This window comes from Streptomyces sp. NPDC059740 (genome assembly GCF_042733155.1).
Taxonomy (GTDB): domain Bacteria; phylum Actinomycetota; class Actinomycetes; order Streptomycetales; family Streptomycetaceae; genus Streptomyces.
Window position 1 is genome coordinate 184,029 of sequence record NZ_JBHWGP010000004.1, and the last position, 14,859, is coordinate 198,887.

Genomic DNA, 14,859 nt, shown 5'->3' on the forward strand with positions numbered 1-14,859 from the left:
CCCCCGCCCTTCCCGGCGGCACCGACGGGCTCCCGGCGGGAGAGACGCCGCCCCCACCGGCCGAGGCGCCGACCACCCACGGCACCGGACCGGTCGCCGCCTGCCCGCCCGGCGGCGCGCCGGAGCCGACCGCCGGGACCGCGCCCGGGGCCGGCACGCCCGACCGGCTGGACGAGACGGGGTCCGGAGCCGGCCCCGGGTTCGGGCCCGCCCCGGCGCCCGAAGCCCTGGCCGGTCACGTGCCTTCAGACGCCCGCCGCTCAGGTGCCGGGCCCTCCGCGGTCGAGACCGGCCGGGGAGCACCGCCGGCCGGGGCCTCCCTCCCCGCAGCGCCGGGGGCCGGGCCCCCCGGTCACAGGCCACCTGAGCCCAGGCGGCCCGAGCCCGTGACCACCGGGCCCGGGCCGTCTCCGTCCGGGCCGTCTCCGTCCGGGCCGGCTCTGTCCGGGCCGTCTCCGTCTCCGTCCGGGCACTCCCGCCCGGCCTCCGGGCCTGGCGAGGTCGTCCGACCGGGATCCGGCGGGCACGCTGCGGACGCCCGGGGCCCGGCGGCCCGGCCCGGCCCGGGCACCGCCGCGGCGGACGCCCCCACGGACCGGTCGCCGTCGGTCGCGGCGGACGCCGGCACGGGCCGGTCACCCGCACCGGCTCCGGCAGTCGACAGTGCGCAGCAGCACCCGCGCCCCCTCCCACCGACCCGGCAGGTGCCCGGGCAGGCCCCGGGCCCACCGCCCGCCCGGCCGGTCCCGCCGGCCACCCCGCGCCCCACCTCGACACCGACCGCCCGGGGCCCCGAGCCGACGCCAACCGCCCGGAAGGCAGCCGCGAGCGCCCCGGAGGCTGCGGCAACGGACCCGGAAGCTGCGGCAGCCGCCCCCGGGCCAGCAGCGACCGGCCGGGAGCCGGGCCCCGCGGTGGCCGCGCCGCCCTCCCCCGCACCGCCTCCCTCCCCGGCACCGCCGGCCGCGCCGCCGTCCGCCGGGCGGGACCCCGCTCCGGCAGGGCCCGGCGCCCCGGTCGTCCCCGAGGCGCCCACCGCGTCCGCCGCCGGGTCCCCGTCCGCGACCGGCCCCCGGCCCACCACCGGCCTGCCGCCTCGCGCCCCCGCCCCGCGCGAGGCCGAAAGCCCGCCCGACGCCGAGAGCCTGTCCGGCACCGGAGGTCTGCCGGCCCCCCAGGGCCCACCCGACGCCCAGGGCCCACCCGACGCCCAGGGCCCACCCGACGCCCAGGGCCCACCCGACGCCGAGGCCCAACCCGACGCCGAGGCCCCGCCGAACGCCCCGCCGGCCGCGGAGGCCCCACCGGTCGCGGAGGACCCACCGGTCGCGGAGGACCCACCGGCCGTGGAGGCCCCACCGGCCTCCGGCGTCCCGGTCCCGGCCCAGGCCGACGCCGAGGCCGAGGCCCGCGCCGAAGCTGCCGCGGCGGACGCACGGTCGGCGACCGCGGTGGGGCGGTTGCGGTGGGTGGCCGCGGTGGAGAACGTGGACTACCACGTGGCGGCGCCGATACTGCCGGCCATCGCCTACTCCCTCCACACCGACCTCGCCACCGTCACGTACTCGGTGAGCATCTACACCCTCGGCTACGGGCTGGCGCTGCCGGTGTGGGGGCGGCTGGTGGACCGTCACGGGCCGCGCCGGGTGCTGGCCGGCGGGCTGCTGCTCGCCGCGGCTGCGGGGGCCGGGTCGGCGGTCGCGCCCGGGACGACGCCGTGGCTGCTCTCGCGCGCGTTCGCCGGGGCCGGGTTCGCGGCCGTCACCCCGTCCATCTCCGCCTACCTCCAGGCCGCCACTTCCTCGGCCACCCGGCAGCGGGGGTTCGCGATACTGCTGGCGGCCACCTCGGTCAGCGCCGTCCTCACCCCCCTGCTGGCAGGTGCCGCGGCGGCCTGGGACAAGTGGCGGGCGGCGTTCGCGATGGTCGCGGTGCTGACGGTGCTGGCGGCGCGCCACGCCCGCGGCCTGCCCGACCTGCACTCCCCGGTCCGGCGCCGACCGGGGGCGGGCCGGGCCCACGCTGCCGGCCGGCGGCGCAGGCTGCTCGGACGCGTCCGGGTCCGCATCCCGGCGCGGCTGCGGCCGGCCCGGCCCGCAAGCCGCGCGCCCGCCCACGCCCGTCCCCGGCCGGCCCACCCCGCCGAGAGCGCCGCGGTGCGGGGCGCCGCCCCGCCGCCCCGGGTCACCACCGTCCGCAGCGGCCCCGCCCACGCCCGCACCGCCGCCCGGACCCCCACCCACGCCCGCACGGGCGCGCCGTCCCGCGCCGCGGCGGCCCACCCGGGCACCAGTACCGGGCCCCAGGCACGGACTGCGAACACCCGTCAGGGGCCGGGGGCCACGCACCACGGCCCCCCGGCCCGCGGGCTCCGGCCGACGCGGCGCCGGGGGCGGCAGGCCGGGCCCTCGCACGCCAGGCGGCGGGGCGACCGGCCGCGGCCCGGGCTCGGCGAGACGCCGCTGGTGCGGGCGCCCGGCTTCTGGGCGGTGCTGGCGCTGGGCTGCGCCGAGGGCGCGGTGATGATCGGCCTGCCCTCGCTGCTGGCGCCCGCCCTCTCGGCCCGGGGGCTGGACCGTGCGGTGGCGCCGGTGATGGCCGCCTACGGGCTGAGCATCCTCGTCGGGGCGGTGCTGGTGCGGCGTCAGGCGCGCTCCACCTCGGCCCGCGGGCTGCTGCTGGTCGGCGGCCACCTGGGCATCGCCGCCGCCCTGGTGGGAGCGGTCCGGCTGCACCTGCCGACCTTCCTCGTCTCCTCGGTGCTGCTGGGGGCGGCCTGGAGCTACCTGCACACCACGCTCCAGACCTGGGTGCCGCAGCTGCTGCCGGCGGAGATCCGGGCGACGACCGCCTCCCTCTTCGCGACCTCGGGCATCCTCTCCAGCGCCGCGGCGGTGGGGGTGGCGGCGCCGCTGATCCAGCTCGGCTGGCAGGAGCAGGTGTTCTGCGTCGCCGCGGTGGTCTGCGCCGGACTCACCGTCATGGCCGCGGTCATCGGCAGCCGGTGGCGCTGAGCCCCCGTCACCCCCGCGGCCCGCTCGGTGCGACAAGGCCCCCGGCTCCGGCCCTGCCGGGCAGCCGGGGGCCGGTGCCCGGCCGTCCCGCGGGCCCCTCGGCGGGTGGCCGTGCGCCGGGACGCAAGAATGGCGCGTGATCCGCCGGTGGCGGGACGGGTGAGTCGGACGAGAGGCGGAGCATGATGGCGGATCCGTGGGGTACCGCGCGGCTGCGGCGCGGCGTGCTGGACGCGTGGGGCGCTTCGGCGGCCAGGTTCCGGGAGGACGCCAACGCGGAGGAGGACCTCGCGCTCGGCGGCTACCGGGACCGCCTCGTGGTGGAACTGGCCCAGAACGCCTCGGACGCGGCGGCCCGCGCCGGTGTCCCGGGCCGGCTGCGGCTGACGCTGACGCCCGCGGAGGGCGAGGAACCGGCCGTCCTGGTCGCCTCCAACACCGGTGCGCCGCTGGACGCCGCCGGTGTGGAGTCCCTCTCCACGCTGCGCGCGTCGGCCAAGCGGGACGAGGCGGCCGGCACGGTCGGACGGTTCGGTGTGGGCTTCGCCGCGGTGCTGGCGGTCAGCGACGAACCGGCCGTGGTCGGCCACGGCGGCGGGGTGCGCTGGTCGCTGGCCGAGGCCCGCGCGCTCACCGAGGAGCGGGTCGCCGGCAGCCCGGAGCTGGCCGCCGAGGTCCGCCGCCGCGACGGCCACGTCCCGCTGCTGCGGCTCCCGCTGCCGGCGGAGGGTGCCGCGCCCGAGGGCTACGACACCTCCGTCGTCCTGCCGCTGCGTGACGGCGCGGCACTGGACCTGGCCCGCCACCTCCTCGCCGGCATCGACGACGCCCTGCTGCTGACGCTGCCGGGGATGTCGGAGGTGGTCGTGGAGACCGAGGAGGGGACCCGCACCCTGCGCCGCGGGCTGGACGGCCCCTACGTCGTGGTCGACGACAGCGCCGGGAGCCGTACCCGGTGGCGGGTGGCCGAGGCCGCCGGCACCCTCGACGCGGCGCTGCTCGCCGACCGGCCGCTGGAGGAGCGGCTGCGGCCCGCCTGGTCGGTGACCTGGGCGGTGCCGGTGGACGACGCGGGCGCACCGGCCGCGCCCGCCACCCGGAAGGTGGTGCACGCGCCCACGCCGACCGACGAGCCGATGGGCCTGCCCGCGCTCCTCATCGCCTCCTTCCCGCTGGAACCCACCCGCCGCCACGCCGCACCCGGCCCGCTCACCGCGTACCTGACCGAGCGGGCCGCCGAGTGCTACCTGACGCTGCTGCGGGAGTGGCGACCGGTGTCGACCGGCGTGCTGGACCTGGTGCCCGGACCGCTGGGCCCGGGCGGCGTGATCGACGCCGAGATCCGCCGGCTGGTCCTCGAACGCGCCCCGCGGGTCCGCTTCCTGCCCGGTGCCGCCCTCCCCGAGGAGGACGAGGAGCCCTACGTCCTGCGCCCGCTGGACGCCGAGGTGGTCGAGGGGGCGGGGCAGGACACCGTCGCGGTCCTGGCCGAACTCCTCCCCGGTCTGCTCCCCGCGGGGCTGGAGCGCCGCCCCGAACTGCGCGCGCTGGGCGTGGTGCGGGTCCCGCTCGGCGAGGTGATCGACCGGCTCGCGGGCGCCGAACGTCCCCCGCAGTGGTGGTACCGCCTCTACGACGCGCTGGCCGGCACCGACCCCGACCGGCTCGGCGGCCTGCCCGTCCCGCTGGCGGGCGGCGCCGCGGCCGGCCGTGAGGGCCTGCCGCGCACCACGATCGGGCCGCGTCAGGTGCTGCTGCCGGGCCCCGGTGACGCCGACCGGCACGGCGCGCTGGCCCGCCTGGGCCTGAAGGTCGCCCACCCCGACGCCGTCCACCCGCTGCTGGAGCGGCTCGGCGCGCTGCCCGCGACGCCCCGGGCGGTGCTCACCACGCCGCAGGTGCGCGCAGCCGTCGCCCACTCCCTGGACGAGGAGGAGGACGGTTTTGACCCGTTGGACGCCGGTTTCGAGCCGGCGGACGCCGACGGGGAGCGCGAGCCGCTGTTCGAGACGGTGCTGGCCCTGGTGCGGGACGCCGGCCTGGGCCCCGGCGACGAGCCGTGGCTGGCCGCGCTGGCCCTGCCCGACGAGGACGGCGAGTGGGCACCCGCCGGTGAGCTGGTCCTCCCCGGGAGCGACTTCGAGCGCGTCATCCGCGAGGGCGAGCTGGCCCGGGTCGACCAGGAGGTCGCGACACGCTGGGGCGAGGCCCCGCTGACCGCGGTGGGCGTACTGGCCGACTTCGCGCTGGTGCGGGCGACGGACGTGGTGCTGGATCCGGACGAACTGGAGCCCCGCGACGGCGACTGGGCCGAGCCGGACGACGTGGGGGTGCTGGACTCCGTCGACGTGTGGTGCGAGGACCTGCTGGACCAGCTGCCCGAGTCCGCCGTCCCGCCGGTGGCGACCGAGGTGCTGGCCGTCCGCGATCTCGACCTCGTGGACGACGACGCCTGGCCGCTGGCACTGACCCTGCTCTCCCGTCCTCCGCTGCGCGACGCCCTCACCCAGCCGGTGCGGGTGCTGCTGCCCGACGGCACCTCCGAACTCGTCCGCCCCTACACCGCGTGGTGGCTGCGCGGCCACCCGGTGCTGGACGGGCGGCGGCCGGCCGGGCTGCGGGCCGCCGGCGGTGATCCGCTGCTGGCCGGGCTCTACGAGGCGGCGGACGCCGGGGCCGTCGACCCGCAGGTGCTGCGGGCGCTGGGGGTGCGCACCACGCTGGCCGCCCTGCTGGACGAGCCGGGCGGAGCCGCCGAACTCCTCACCCGGCTCGCCGACCCCGGCAACGAGGTCGGCGCCGCGCAGCTGCACGCCGTCCACCGGGAGCTGGCCGGGCTCGACCCCGAGGAGGTGACGTTGCCCGAGGAGGTGCGGGCCGTCGTCGACGGCGTGGTGCGGGTGGTGGACGCGGCCGAGGCCGTGGTCGCCGACGCCCCCGACCTGCTGCCGCTGGCCGCCGGGCTGCCGCTGCTCCCGGTGACGCCGGCCCGGGCCGCGGAGCTGGCGGAGCTGCTCCAGGCCAGGCGGCTGAGCGAGGTGTGCGCGGCGCCCGTGTGCTCCGAGGGCACCGAGCACGAGGTGCCCGCAGAGGTCCGCGAACTGCTCGGGCCGACCGCGCCGAGCACCTACGTCGAGCACGGCGAACTGCTCGTGTCGGGGGCGGACGGGCAGCCGGTGGAGGTCGACTGGCGGCTGCCGGCGGACGGCGTGCTGCACGCCTCGACGCTGGAGGGGGTCGCCGCGGGGCTCGCCTGGGCGGCCGGGGCGTGGCCGCGCCGCTTCGAGGTGGCGGCGCTGCTGGAGGACCCCGAGCGCGGGGCGGAGCTGGCCAGGGCCCGCTGGTTCGACTGAGGGGTCCCTGCCATATGCCCGCCCGGGTCGCGTGGTCCGGCGCCGCACCTCGCGGCGTTGCCGAAAAGCCCTGGTAGCTCCGCTACGAGGCCTCTCCGGCGCCTTGCGGTGCACGGCACCGGACCACGCGGCCCCGTCGGACGCTCATCTTGCAAGGACCCCTGAAGCCGCGGCCGGTGGGGCGGGCCGGGGGCGGGGCCGGGGGCGGCCCGACCGGCCCCGCCCCCGGCCCGCGCCGCCGCTCAGCTGCGGACGCGCCGCCAGAAGAAGACGCCGAGGCCGATCACCACGCCGAGCACCACGATGACCCACCAGGCTCCGGAGAGGCCGCCGCTGCTGCTGCCGTGGTGGTGGTAGCCGGAGTGGTAGCCGGAGTGGTGGTATCCGGAGTGGTGGAAGACGGAGTGGCCACCGCCCCCGCGGGCCAGCAGGTCGCTGTGGACGCCGTGCAGGGCGGTGGTCAGTGTCCCTGATGTGGAAGGCATAAAGGGGACGGTACGGGCGCGGGCCGGGCGGACGCGACGCCTCCCCTGCCTTTGTGACCGGCCTGGTACCTCGGTCCGGTTCGGGTGGGCCGGCCGCCGGGGCGTGGCGGGCCGTGGCTCCGGAGCCCCTGTCAGGCGGAGGGGGAGGTGCCCTGCGCCTCGTCGGTGCGCGCCGCGGCGGCCCGCTTGATCGCGGCGTCCCGGCTGCGGACGTACCAGACGCCGACCAGGCCCAGGCAGCCACCGGCCAGGCAGGTCCACACCCACCAGGTGTGGCCGTGATCGTCGAACCAGCCGTAGAAGGGGAGCTGGCCGAGGAAGAGGACGAACCAGAGGACGGTGCCACCGGTGATGGTGCCCACCACCGGTCCCTCCAGCGGGGGCGGGGCGTCACGCAGTTCGGACTTCTTCCACATGGGGCCAGCTTACGGGGGCGCCTCGCGCGGGCCGCCGCCGGAGCCGCCTTCGCCGGGGCGCGGGGCGGCGGGCCGTCGGCCAGTGGTCTACGCGCGGAGATAGCGATCAACGATTTGTTTGTTCATACTTTTGGTTCTGTGATCTGGCTGTTTTGAATCGTCTGATGGTCCAAACTGATCGGATCGCCTCTGTACTCCAGGCCCTCCGGGCGCCTTCGATGCCTTCCACAGGCCCGTATCACTGAGGTCTCGCATGCCCCCCTCGGCCCCCACGCCGGTCGACGTCTCCCCGACCCCGGGTTCCCAGCCGCCCAAGAACGCGCTCGACCGCTTCTTCCACATCTCCGAGCGCGGGTCCACGATCGGTCGTGAGCTGCGGGGCGGCCTGGCCACGTTCTTCGCGATGGCCTACATCATCGTGCTGAACCCGATCATCCTGGGTGCGGGTGAGGACAAGTACCACCATCACCTGGACAACGCCCAGCTCGTCACGGCCACCGCCCTGATGGCCGGTCTGTGCACCCTCCTGATGGGCGTCCTCGGCAACGTGCCGATCGCCATCGCCGCGGGCCTGGGCATCAACGCCGTGGTCTCGCTCCAGCTCGCCCCGAAGATGAGCTGGCCGGACGCCATGGGCATGGTGGTCCTCGCCGGACTGGCGCTGATGCTGCTCATCGCCTCGGGGCTGCGGCAACGGGTCATGGACGCGATCCCCGGCGGGCTGCGGCGGGCGATCGCCATCGGCATCGGCCTGTTCATCTCGCTGGTCGGCCTGGTCGACGCCGGTTTCGTCAACCGCAACCCGGACTCCGCCCACACCACGGTCCCGCTGGGGCTGGGCACGGGTGGTCAGCTCCAGGGCTGGCCGGTGCTGGTGTTCGTCGTCGGCCTGCTGCTCATGGTCGTGCTGACGGTGCGCAAGGTGAAGGGCGCCATCCTCATCGGCATGGTCGCCACCGCCGTCCTCGCCATCGTCCTCAACGCCGTGGCGCACGTCCCGGACGCCAACTGGGGGCTGGCGGTGCCGGACGTCCCCGACAAGATCTTCGCCACCCCGGACTTCGGGCTGATCGGGCACGTCAGCCTGTTCGGCGGATTCCACGAGGTCGGCATCCTCACCGGCTGCCTCTTCGTCTTCACCGTGCTGCTCTCGGGCTTCTTCGACGGCATGGGCACCATCATCGGTGTCGGTGAGGAGGCGGGCCTGACCGACGAGCACGGCAACCTGCCGCGCATGGGCCGCATCCTCATGGTCGACGGCATCTCGGTGGCGGGCGGCGGCTTCGGCTCCGCTTCTGCCAACACCTGCTTCGTGGAGTCGACGGCGGGTGTCGGCGAGGGTGCCCGCACGGGACTGGCGAACATCCTCACCGGCGCCCTCTTCCTGCTGGCGCTGGTCCTCACGCCGGTGGCGACGGTCGTGCCCTCGCAGGCGGCGACCCCGGCCCTGATCGTGGTCGGCTTCCTGATCCTGTCGGCGAACATCCGGGAGATCGACTGGAGCGACTTCACCGTCGCCATCCCGGCCTTCCTGACCATGATCATGATGCCGTTCACCTACAGCATCACCAACGGCATCGGTCTGGGGGTACTGGCCTTCATCGTGCTGCGCACCGCCACCGGCCGCTTCCGGGAGATCCCGTGGCTGCTCGACGTCGTGGGGCTGTGCTTCCTGGTCTACTTCGCCCTCAACCCCATCGAGCAGGTGCTGGGCGTCCGGTAGACGACCGCTGTCCGGCCCTCCCGGCGCCCCGGCGTGCCCCCCCGGCGGCGGGCTCGCCGGGCCCTCACGGGGGGGCCGGCCCTACAGGGGTGGAGCGGCGTAGAACCGCTCCGTCTGTTCGACCGACGCCATGAAGCGTTCGTCGAAGTCGTCGCGGACGAGCGTCCGGACCACGTAGTCCTGGACGCTCATTCCGCGTCTGGCCGCGCGCTGCTGTATGCGCTCCAGCAGCTCGCCTTCCACACGCAGGCTGAGCACTCGTGTTCCCATGAGGACACCGTCCCGGCCGCGCACCGCCACTCGGGCGGAATTCCGCTGTTTTCTCACTCGTACGGGTGAGAGTTCCCGCCTGCCTGACCCGCGAGTTTCCTTAGCTAGAGTAATGAGCTACGCTAAACATATGTCGGAACTGTCCCTGCCCGGGCCGCGCGCCCGGGAGGCAGACGCGGAAGACGTCGCCGCTGTGGTGAGTGCCCTGCGGTCGTCTGTCATGCGCCTGTCCCGTCGCCTGAAGAACCAGCGGGTCGACGAGTCGCTCACGCCGACCGAGATGTCGGTCCTCGGGACGCTCTCCCACTGCGGGCGGGCGACCCCCGGTGAGCTGGCGCGCAAGGAGCACGTCCAGCCGCCGTCGATGACCCGCATCGTGGCGATGCTGGAGGCCAAGGGACTGGTCCGGCTGGAGCCGCACCCCGAGGACCGCCGCCAGAAGGTCGTCACCCCGACCGAACAGGCGGAGGCGATGCTCGACGAGAGCCGCCGCCGTCGCAACGTCTGGCTGACGGAACTGGCCCTCGGGCTCGACGAGGACGAGTGGGACGCGCTGCGCGCCGCCGCACCCGTGCTGGAGAAGCTCGCCCAGATGCAGTGACCGCGAACGCCGAGGAGGCGAACCCACTTTGAGTACGGGATCCGGAGCAGACTCCGCCCCCGCACCAGCTTCCCCCTACGAGACCCCCGCCGCACCGGGCGACGGCTCCGCCCATCGGGAGCCCGCCCGGACCGCCGGGAACACCGAGCGCCCCCTCCAGAGTGCAGACCCCCGTCCCGCGGACCGGACCGGAACCCCCGCGCCGACCGCCCCGGCCGGGCAGACCTCCCCCGACGAGCCGCCGGCAACCGCCCCGCGCACCCCCGGCATCCCGGCCGCGCCCACCGGCACCGCCCCCGGGCACCCGGACGCCGGCAGCGCCGGGGCGCCCGCGGCCGAGGGCGGGGAACGGGCACGCGCCACCGCCCCTCCCGGCTCCGGGCGGCCCGGGGCCGACTCCGCACGGCACGGGCAGACCGAGGCGCGGGGGAGCATGTTCAGCTCGCTGCGCATCCGCAACTACCGGCTCTTCGCCACCGGCCAGGTCATCTCGAACACCGGCACCTGGATGCAGCGAATAGCCCAGGACTGGCTGGTGCAGTCCATCACCGGCTCCTCCGCGGCCGTCGGCATCACCACCGCGCTGCAGTTCCTGCCGATGCTGCTCTTCGGCCTGTACGGCGGTGTGCTCACCGACCGCCTCGCCAAGCGCAGGCTGCTGCTGGTCACCCAGTCGGCCATGGGCCTGACCGGGCTGGCGCTGGCAGTGCTCACCCTCTCCGGACACGTCCAGGTCTGGCACGTCTACCTCATGGCGTTCCTGCTCGGCCTGATCACCGTGCTGGACAACCCGGCCCGCCAGGCCTTCGTCGTGGAGATGGTCGGCCCGCACGACCTGCGCAACGCCGTCAGCCTGAACTCCGCCAACTTCCAGTCGGCCCGGCTGATCGGTCCCGCGGTCGCCGGCGTCCTCATCTCCGCCGTCGGCAGCGGCTGGGCGTTCGCGCTCAACGGCCTGTCCTTCCTCGCCCCCATCACCAGCCTGCTGCTGATGCGCACCGGCGAGCTGCACACCTCCGACCGGGCCCCGCGCGGCAAGGGGCAGCTCCGTGAGGGGCTGCGTTACGTGGCCGGCCGGCCCGACCTGATCTGGGTCATCGTCCTGGTGGGCTTCATCGGCACCTTCGGCTTCAACTTCCCGATCTGGCTCACCGCCTTCGTCGACCACGTCTACCACTCGGGGGCCGGCACCTACGGCCTGCTCAACTCGCTGATGGCGGCCGGTTCGCTGATCGGTGCGCTGCTCGCCGCCCGGCGTGCCACGTCCCGGCTGCGGCTGCTGGTCGGCGCCGCCGCGCTCTTCGGGGCGCTGGAGGTGGTGGCCGCGCTCTCGCCCGCCTTCTGGCTGTTCGCGGCGCTGCTGGTGGTCATCGGCATGTGCGGCCTGACGATCAACGTCACCGCCAACTCCACCGTCCAGCTCGCCACCGACCCGTCGATGCGCGGGCGGGTGATGAGCCTGTTCATGATGGTCTTCATGGGCGGCACGCCGGTGGGAGCACCGATCGTCGGGTGGGTCACCGACACCTACGGCGCCCGGATCGGCTTCCTCTCCGGCGGTGTGATCGCGCTCCTGGCCGCGCTGGGCGTCGGCCTGGTCCTGGCCCGCGCCGGCGGCCTGCGGCTCCAAGTGGACCTGCGCCGGGGCCACCGTGCGCTGACCCTGGTCTCCCGCCAGGGCGCCGGGGCGGAGGGTGCCGAGCGCCTCACCTCGGCGGCGTGAGCGGCGTGGGCGGCGCGGTCGGCAGGCCCGGGCGCCCCGCGGCGGCCCGGCAGGCGCCCGCCGCCCACCGGCCCCGGCCTGCGGCCGCCCCCGGGCCCGCCGTCGGTCCGGCGGGGGCCGGCCGGTGGGGGTGGCGGCGGTGAGGCTCTTCGCCGCCGTCCTGCCGCCACCGCCGGCGGTGGCGGAACTCGCCGCCGCGGTGGCCGCCGTGCACGGGCTGCCCGGGTCCGGGCAGCTGCGCTGGTCGGGCCGGGAGCAGTGGCACTTCACGGTGGCCTTCTTCGGTGAGGTGCCCGAGGAGGTCCTTCCCGACCTGGGGGCCCGGCTGGCCCGCGCCGCCGGACGGCACCCCGCCCACCGGGTGCGGCTCGCCGGCGCGGGCCGCTTCGGCCGCACGGTGCTCTGGGCCGGTGCCGAGGGCGACCTGGTCACCCTGCGCGCCCTGGCCTCCTCGGCCCGTGCCGCCGGGCGCCGCGCCGGTGTGCCGGCGGCGGAGCAGCACCCCTACGCGCCGCACCTGACCCTCGCCCGGAGCCGGAGCGGCCGGGTGGACCTGCGGCCCTTCGTCGACGGCCTGGCCGGGCTGCGCGGTTCCTGGTGGACGGCCGGCGAGCTGGTGCTGCTCCGCAGCCACCTGCCGGCCTCCGGGGTGCCGGGGGAGCAGCCCCGCTACGAGCGGGTCAAGGGCTGGCCGCTGGCCGCCTGAGCGTCGCGGGCCCGCCCCTCCCGGGCCGGCGCCCCGGGCCGGGGACCCCGCCGCCCGCCGCGGTGGAGGCCGTAAGCTCGACGCCGTGGACCCCAAGACTCGTAACCGGATCATGTCCGGTCTCTTCGCCGTGCTGCTGGTCGTCGTGGTCGTGGCGGCCGCCGTCCACTGACCCCGCGGCGCCCCCGCCCGACCGCGGGAGTCGCTGCCCGGCGGCGGGGGGGGGGGGGGGGGGGGGGCCGCCCCCCCCGCCCAACCCTAAGCACCCCAAGATAAAGTCAGCAGAACCCGCCCGGCGCCCCGGGGCCGGCCGGTGCACCGGCCGGCCCGCGCGCCGCAGGAGCCCCCGGAGGACTACCAGGCGAACGCCTCCGGCGCGGGCCCGGGACCGGGGAAGATCTCCTCCAGCGCGTCCAGCACCTCCTGCGAGAGCTCCAGCTCCGCCGCACGGAACGCCGAGGTGAGCTGGTCGGCGGTACGGGGGCCGACGATCGGACCCGTCACCCCCGGCCGGGTCAGCAGCCAGGCCAGCGCCACCTCACCGGGCGCCAGGCCGTGCTTGTCCAGCAGGTCCTCGTAGGCCTGGATGCGGGCCCGCTGCTCCGCGTCGCCCAGCGCGTCCGCCGACCGACCGCTGGTGGACCGGGCGCCGCCGCCCTCCCGCTCCTTGCGCAGTGCCCCGCCGAGCAGGCCGCCGTGGAGCGGGGACCAGGGGATGACGCCGAGGCCGTAGCCCTGCGCCGCCGGGATGACCTCCATCTCGGCGCGGCGCTCCATCAGGTTGTACAGGCACTGCTCGCTGACCAGGCCGAGGGAGCCGCGGCGGGCCGCCGTCTCGTTGGCCCGGGCGAGGTGCCAGCCGGCGAAGTTGGAGGACCCGGCGTAGAGGATCTTGCCCTGCTGGACGAGGACGTCGACGGCCTGCCAGATCTCCTCCCAGGGCGTGTTCCGGTCCACGTGATGGAACTGGTAGAGGTCGATGTGGTCGGTCTGCAGGCGCTTGAGGCTGGCGTCCACGGCACGGCGGATGTTGACGGCCGAGAGCCGGTCGTAGTTCGGCCAGCCCGCCCCCTCCGGCGCCATGTTGCCGAACACCTTCGTGGCCAGCACGGTCCGCTCGCGGCGGTCGCCGCCCTTGGCGAACCAGGAGCCGATGATCTCCTCGGTACGGCCCTTGGACTCGCCCCACCCGTAGACGTTGGCCGTGTCGAAGAAGTTCACCCCGCCGTCCAGGGCGGCGTCCATGATGGCGTGCGAGGTCGCCTCGTCGGTCTGCGGCCCGAAGTTCATCGTCCCGAGGACGACCCGGCTGACCTTGAGACCCGTACGTCCCAGCTGTGTGTACTTCATGGGCGTCAGCCAACGCCTTCGAGTGCGCTCCAGGCAAGGATGTCGGCGGGTGCGGCCGGGGCGGGGATCCGCGGTAGTCGCCGCTCGACCCCCGTCCGGTCCATGGCAGTCTTGGCGGATGCGTGCGCTACTGGGTGCCACCGCCGCCACGGCGGCCCTGCTGCTGACCTCGGCCGCCCCCGCGTGGTCGGCGGACGAGCCGAAGGCCTTCACCGTCTCCGACTCCCGGATCAAGGAGTCCAGCGGCCTGGCCGCCAGCCGGCTCCACCCCGGCGTCTACTGGACGCACAACGACAGCGACGACGGGCCCTACGTCTACGCCGTCGACTCCCGCACCGGCCGGACCGTCGCCACCGTCACCCTGCGCGGCATCGGGAAGCCCCGCGACGTGGAGGCCATCTCCCTCGGCCCCGACGGCGACGTCTACGTGGGCGACATCGGCGACAACCTGGGCGGCGCCTGGGACCACGTGTGGATCTACCGCTTCCCCGAGCCGAAGCGCCTCGCCGACCAGACGGTGACCGCCACCCAGTTCGACGTCCGCTACGCCGACGGGCCGCGCAACGCCGAGGCGCTGATGGTGCAGCCGAAGACCGGGCGGGTCTACATCGCCAGCAAGAAGGACCAGGGCGGTGCGCTCTACGAGGGCCCGGAGAAGCTGAGCACCGGCGGCGTCAACGTCTTCCACAAGGTCAACGGCGTCGACATGGAGGTCACCGACGGCGCCTTCTCGCCCGACGGCACCCGGCTGGTGCTGCGCGCCTACTTCGGCGCGCGGATGTACCGCTGGCGCGATGGCCGCCCGAAGGACCTCGGCAGCGTGGGCGTCCCCCTCCAGGTGCAGGGGGAGTCGGTGACCTTCACCCGCGACGGCCGGACGCTGATGTTCGGCTCCGAGGGTGAGGACAGCGAGGTGCAACCGGTCGGGCTCAGCGGGGACCAGCTCCCGGACTCCGCGCGGAAGGCGGGTTCCGGCGGCTCACCGGGCCGCTCCGCCGACGGTTCGGCCGACACGGTGCTGGGCGGCGGCCACACCACGGCCTGGGGCGGCGCGCTGCTCCTCGCGGTGGTCGTGGTGCTGGTGGCCGGGGTGCGGCGGGCGACGCGCCGACGCCGGCACTGACCTGGCGCGGCCGAGGACCGGGGGCAGCGGGCCGGCGCCCTGCCCTGCCCTGCCCTGCCCGGGCCGACCGGCGGGGGCTGTATGCCACCGGCGAT

At 76.0% G+C, this 14,859-nt stretch carries 11 protein-coding genes; 7 read left to right on the plus strand and 4 right to left on the minus strand.

Annotated elements, in window-relative coordinates:
* Positions 1-1,346: 1,346 nt before the first annotated feature.
* Together ACFV3R_RS07460 and ACFV3R_RS07465 are read left to right on the plus strand one after the other, a co-directional pair.
* The gene (locus ACFV3R_RS07460) at positions 1,347-3,014 is read left to right on the plus strand and encodes an MFS transporter (RefSeq protein WP_385577004.1); all 1,668 of its coding nucleotides are present in this window, start codon (positions 1,347-1,349) and stop codon (positions 3,012-3,014) included.
* Between the two features lie 182 nt (positions 3,015-3,196).
* Positions 3,197-6,367, plus strand: a complete 3,171-nt coding sequence (locus ACFV3R_RS07465; protein ID WP_385577007.1) for a sacsin N-terminal ATP-binding-like domain-containing protein — start codon at positions 3,197-3,199, stop codon at positions 6,365-6,367.
* A 242-nt stretch (positions 6,368-6,609) separates the two neighbouring features.
* Here the strand turns inward: ACFV3R_RS07465 and ACFV3R_RS07470 are convergent, their stop codons facing one another.
* Positions 6,610-6,852: a hypothetical protein gene (locus ACFV3R_RS07470; RefSeq protein ID WP_385577010.1), complete on the minus strand. Its 243-nt coding sequence runs from the start codon at positions 6,850-6,852 to the stop codon at positions 6,610-6,612.
* Between the two features lie 131 nt (positions 6,853-6,983).
* The gene (locus tag ACFV3R_RS07475) at positions 6,984-7,268 is read right to left on the minus strand and encodes a DUF2530 domain-containing protein (protein WP_385577013.1); all 285 of its coding nucleotides are present in this window, start codon (positions 7,266-7,268) and stop codon (positions 6,984-6,986) included.
* A 253-nt stretch (positions 7,269-7,521) separates the two neighbouring features.
* Between ACFV3R_RS07475 and ACFV3R_RS07480 the strand changes: the two genes are divergently transcribed.
* The gene (locus ACFV3R_RS07480; protein WP_385577015.1) at positions 7,522-8,991 is read left to right on the plus strand and encodes an NCS2 family permease; all 1,470 of its coding nucleotides are present in this window, start codon (positions 7,522-7,524) and stop codon (positions 8,989-8,991) included.
* An 81-nt stretch (positions 8,992-9,072) separates the two neighbouring features.
* Here ACFV3R_RS07480 and ACFV3R_RS07485 read toward each other — a convergent pair whose 3' ends face one another.
* Complete coding sequence (locus ACFV3R_RS07485) at positions 9,073-9,261, minus strand: ribbon-helix-helix protein, CopG family (protein WP_385577018.1); 189 nt, start codon at positions 9,259-9,261, stop codon at positions 9,073-9,075.
* A 130-nt stretch (positions 9,262-9,391) separates the two neighbouring features.
* Here ACFV3R_RS07485 and ACFV3R_RS07490 point away from each other — a divergent pair, with 130 nt between their 5' ends.
* The 3 genes from ACFV3R_RS07490 to thpR all read left to right on the plus strand — a co-directional run bounded on the left by ACFV3R_RS07490 (position 9,392) and on the right by thpR (position 12,291).
* On the plus strand, positions 9,392-9,862 hold the full coding sequence (locus ACFV3R_RS07490) for a MarR family winged helix-turn-helix transcriptional regulator (protein WP_385577021.1): 471 nt from the start codon (positions 9,392-9,394) through the stop codon (positions 9,860-9,862).
* 433 nt (positions 9,863-10,295) lie between these two features.
* Positions 10,296-11,585, plus strand: coding sequence for an MFS transporter (locus ACFV3R_RS07495; protein WP_385577496.1), 1,290 nt, complete (start codon positions 10,296-10,298; stop codon positions 11,583-11,585).
* Positions 11,586-11,724: 139 nt separating this feature from the next.
* A complete protein-coding gene (gene thpR, locus ACFV3R_RS07500) occupies positions 11,725-12,291 on the plus strand; it encodes an RNA 2',3'-cyclic phosphodiesterase (RefSeq protein ID WP_385577024.1) in 567 nt (188 codons plus the stop codon).
* Between the two features lie 354 nt (positions 12,292-12,645).
* On the opposite strand, the gene ACFV3R_RS07505 is transcribed toward thpR, so the two are convergent.
* On the minus strand, positions 12,646-13,641 hold the full coding sequence (locus ACFV3R_RS07505; protein ID WP_385577027.1) for an aldo/keto reductase: 996 nt from the start codon (positions 13,639-13,641) through the stop codon (positions 12,646-12,648).
* Positions 13,642-13,759: 118 nt separating this feature from the next.
* On the opposite strand from ACFV3R_RS07505, the gene ACFV3R_RS07510 reads away from it, so the two are divergent.
* Positions 13,760-14,764, plus strand: a complete 1,005-nt coding sequence (locus tag ACFV3R_RS07510) for a hypothetical protein (protein WP_385577030.1) — start codon at positions 13,760-13,762, stop codon at positions 14,762-14,764.
* Positions 14,765-14,859: the final 95 nt, after the last annotated feature.

Coding starts and splice junctions, on each gene's coding strand:
- ACFV3R_RS07465 (WP_385577007.1), top strand. CDS start 3,197: ATGATGGCGGATCCGTGGGGTACCGCGCGGCTGCGGCGCGGCGTGCTG.
- ACFV3R_RS07470 (WP_385577010.1), bottom strand. CDS start 6,852: ATGCCTTCCACATCAGGGACACTGACCACCGCCCTGCACGGCGTCCAC.
- ACFV3R_RS07475 (WP_385577013.1), bottom strand. CDS start 7,268: ATGTGGAAGAAGTCCGAACTGCGTGACGCCCCGCCCCCGCTGGAGGGA.
- ACFV3R_RS07480 (WP_385577015.1), top strand. CDS start 7,522: ATGCCCCCCTCGGCCCCCACGCCGGTCGACGTCTCCCCGACCCCGGGT.
- ACFV3R_RS07485 (WP_385577018.1), bottom strand. CDS start 9,261: ATGGGAACACGAGTGCTCAGCCTGCGTGTGGAAGGCGAGCTGCTGGAG.
- ACFV3R_RS07490 (WP_385577021.1), top strand. CDS start 9,392: ATGTCGGAACTGTCCCTGCCCGGGCCGCGCGCCCGGGAGGCAGACGCG.
- ACFV3R_RS07495 (WP_385577496.1), top strand. CDS start 10,296: ATGTTCAGCTCGCTGCGCATCCGCAACTACCGGCTCTTCGCCACCGGC.
- ACFV3R_RS07505 (WP_385577027.1), bottom strand. CDS start 13,641: ATGAAGTACACACAGCTGGGACGTACGGGTCTCAAGGTCAGCCGGGTC.
- ACFV3R_RS07510 (WP_385577030.1), top strand. CDS start 13,760: ATGCGTGCGCTACTGGGTGCCACCGCCGCCACGGCGGCCCTGCTGCTG.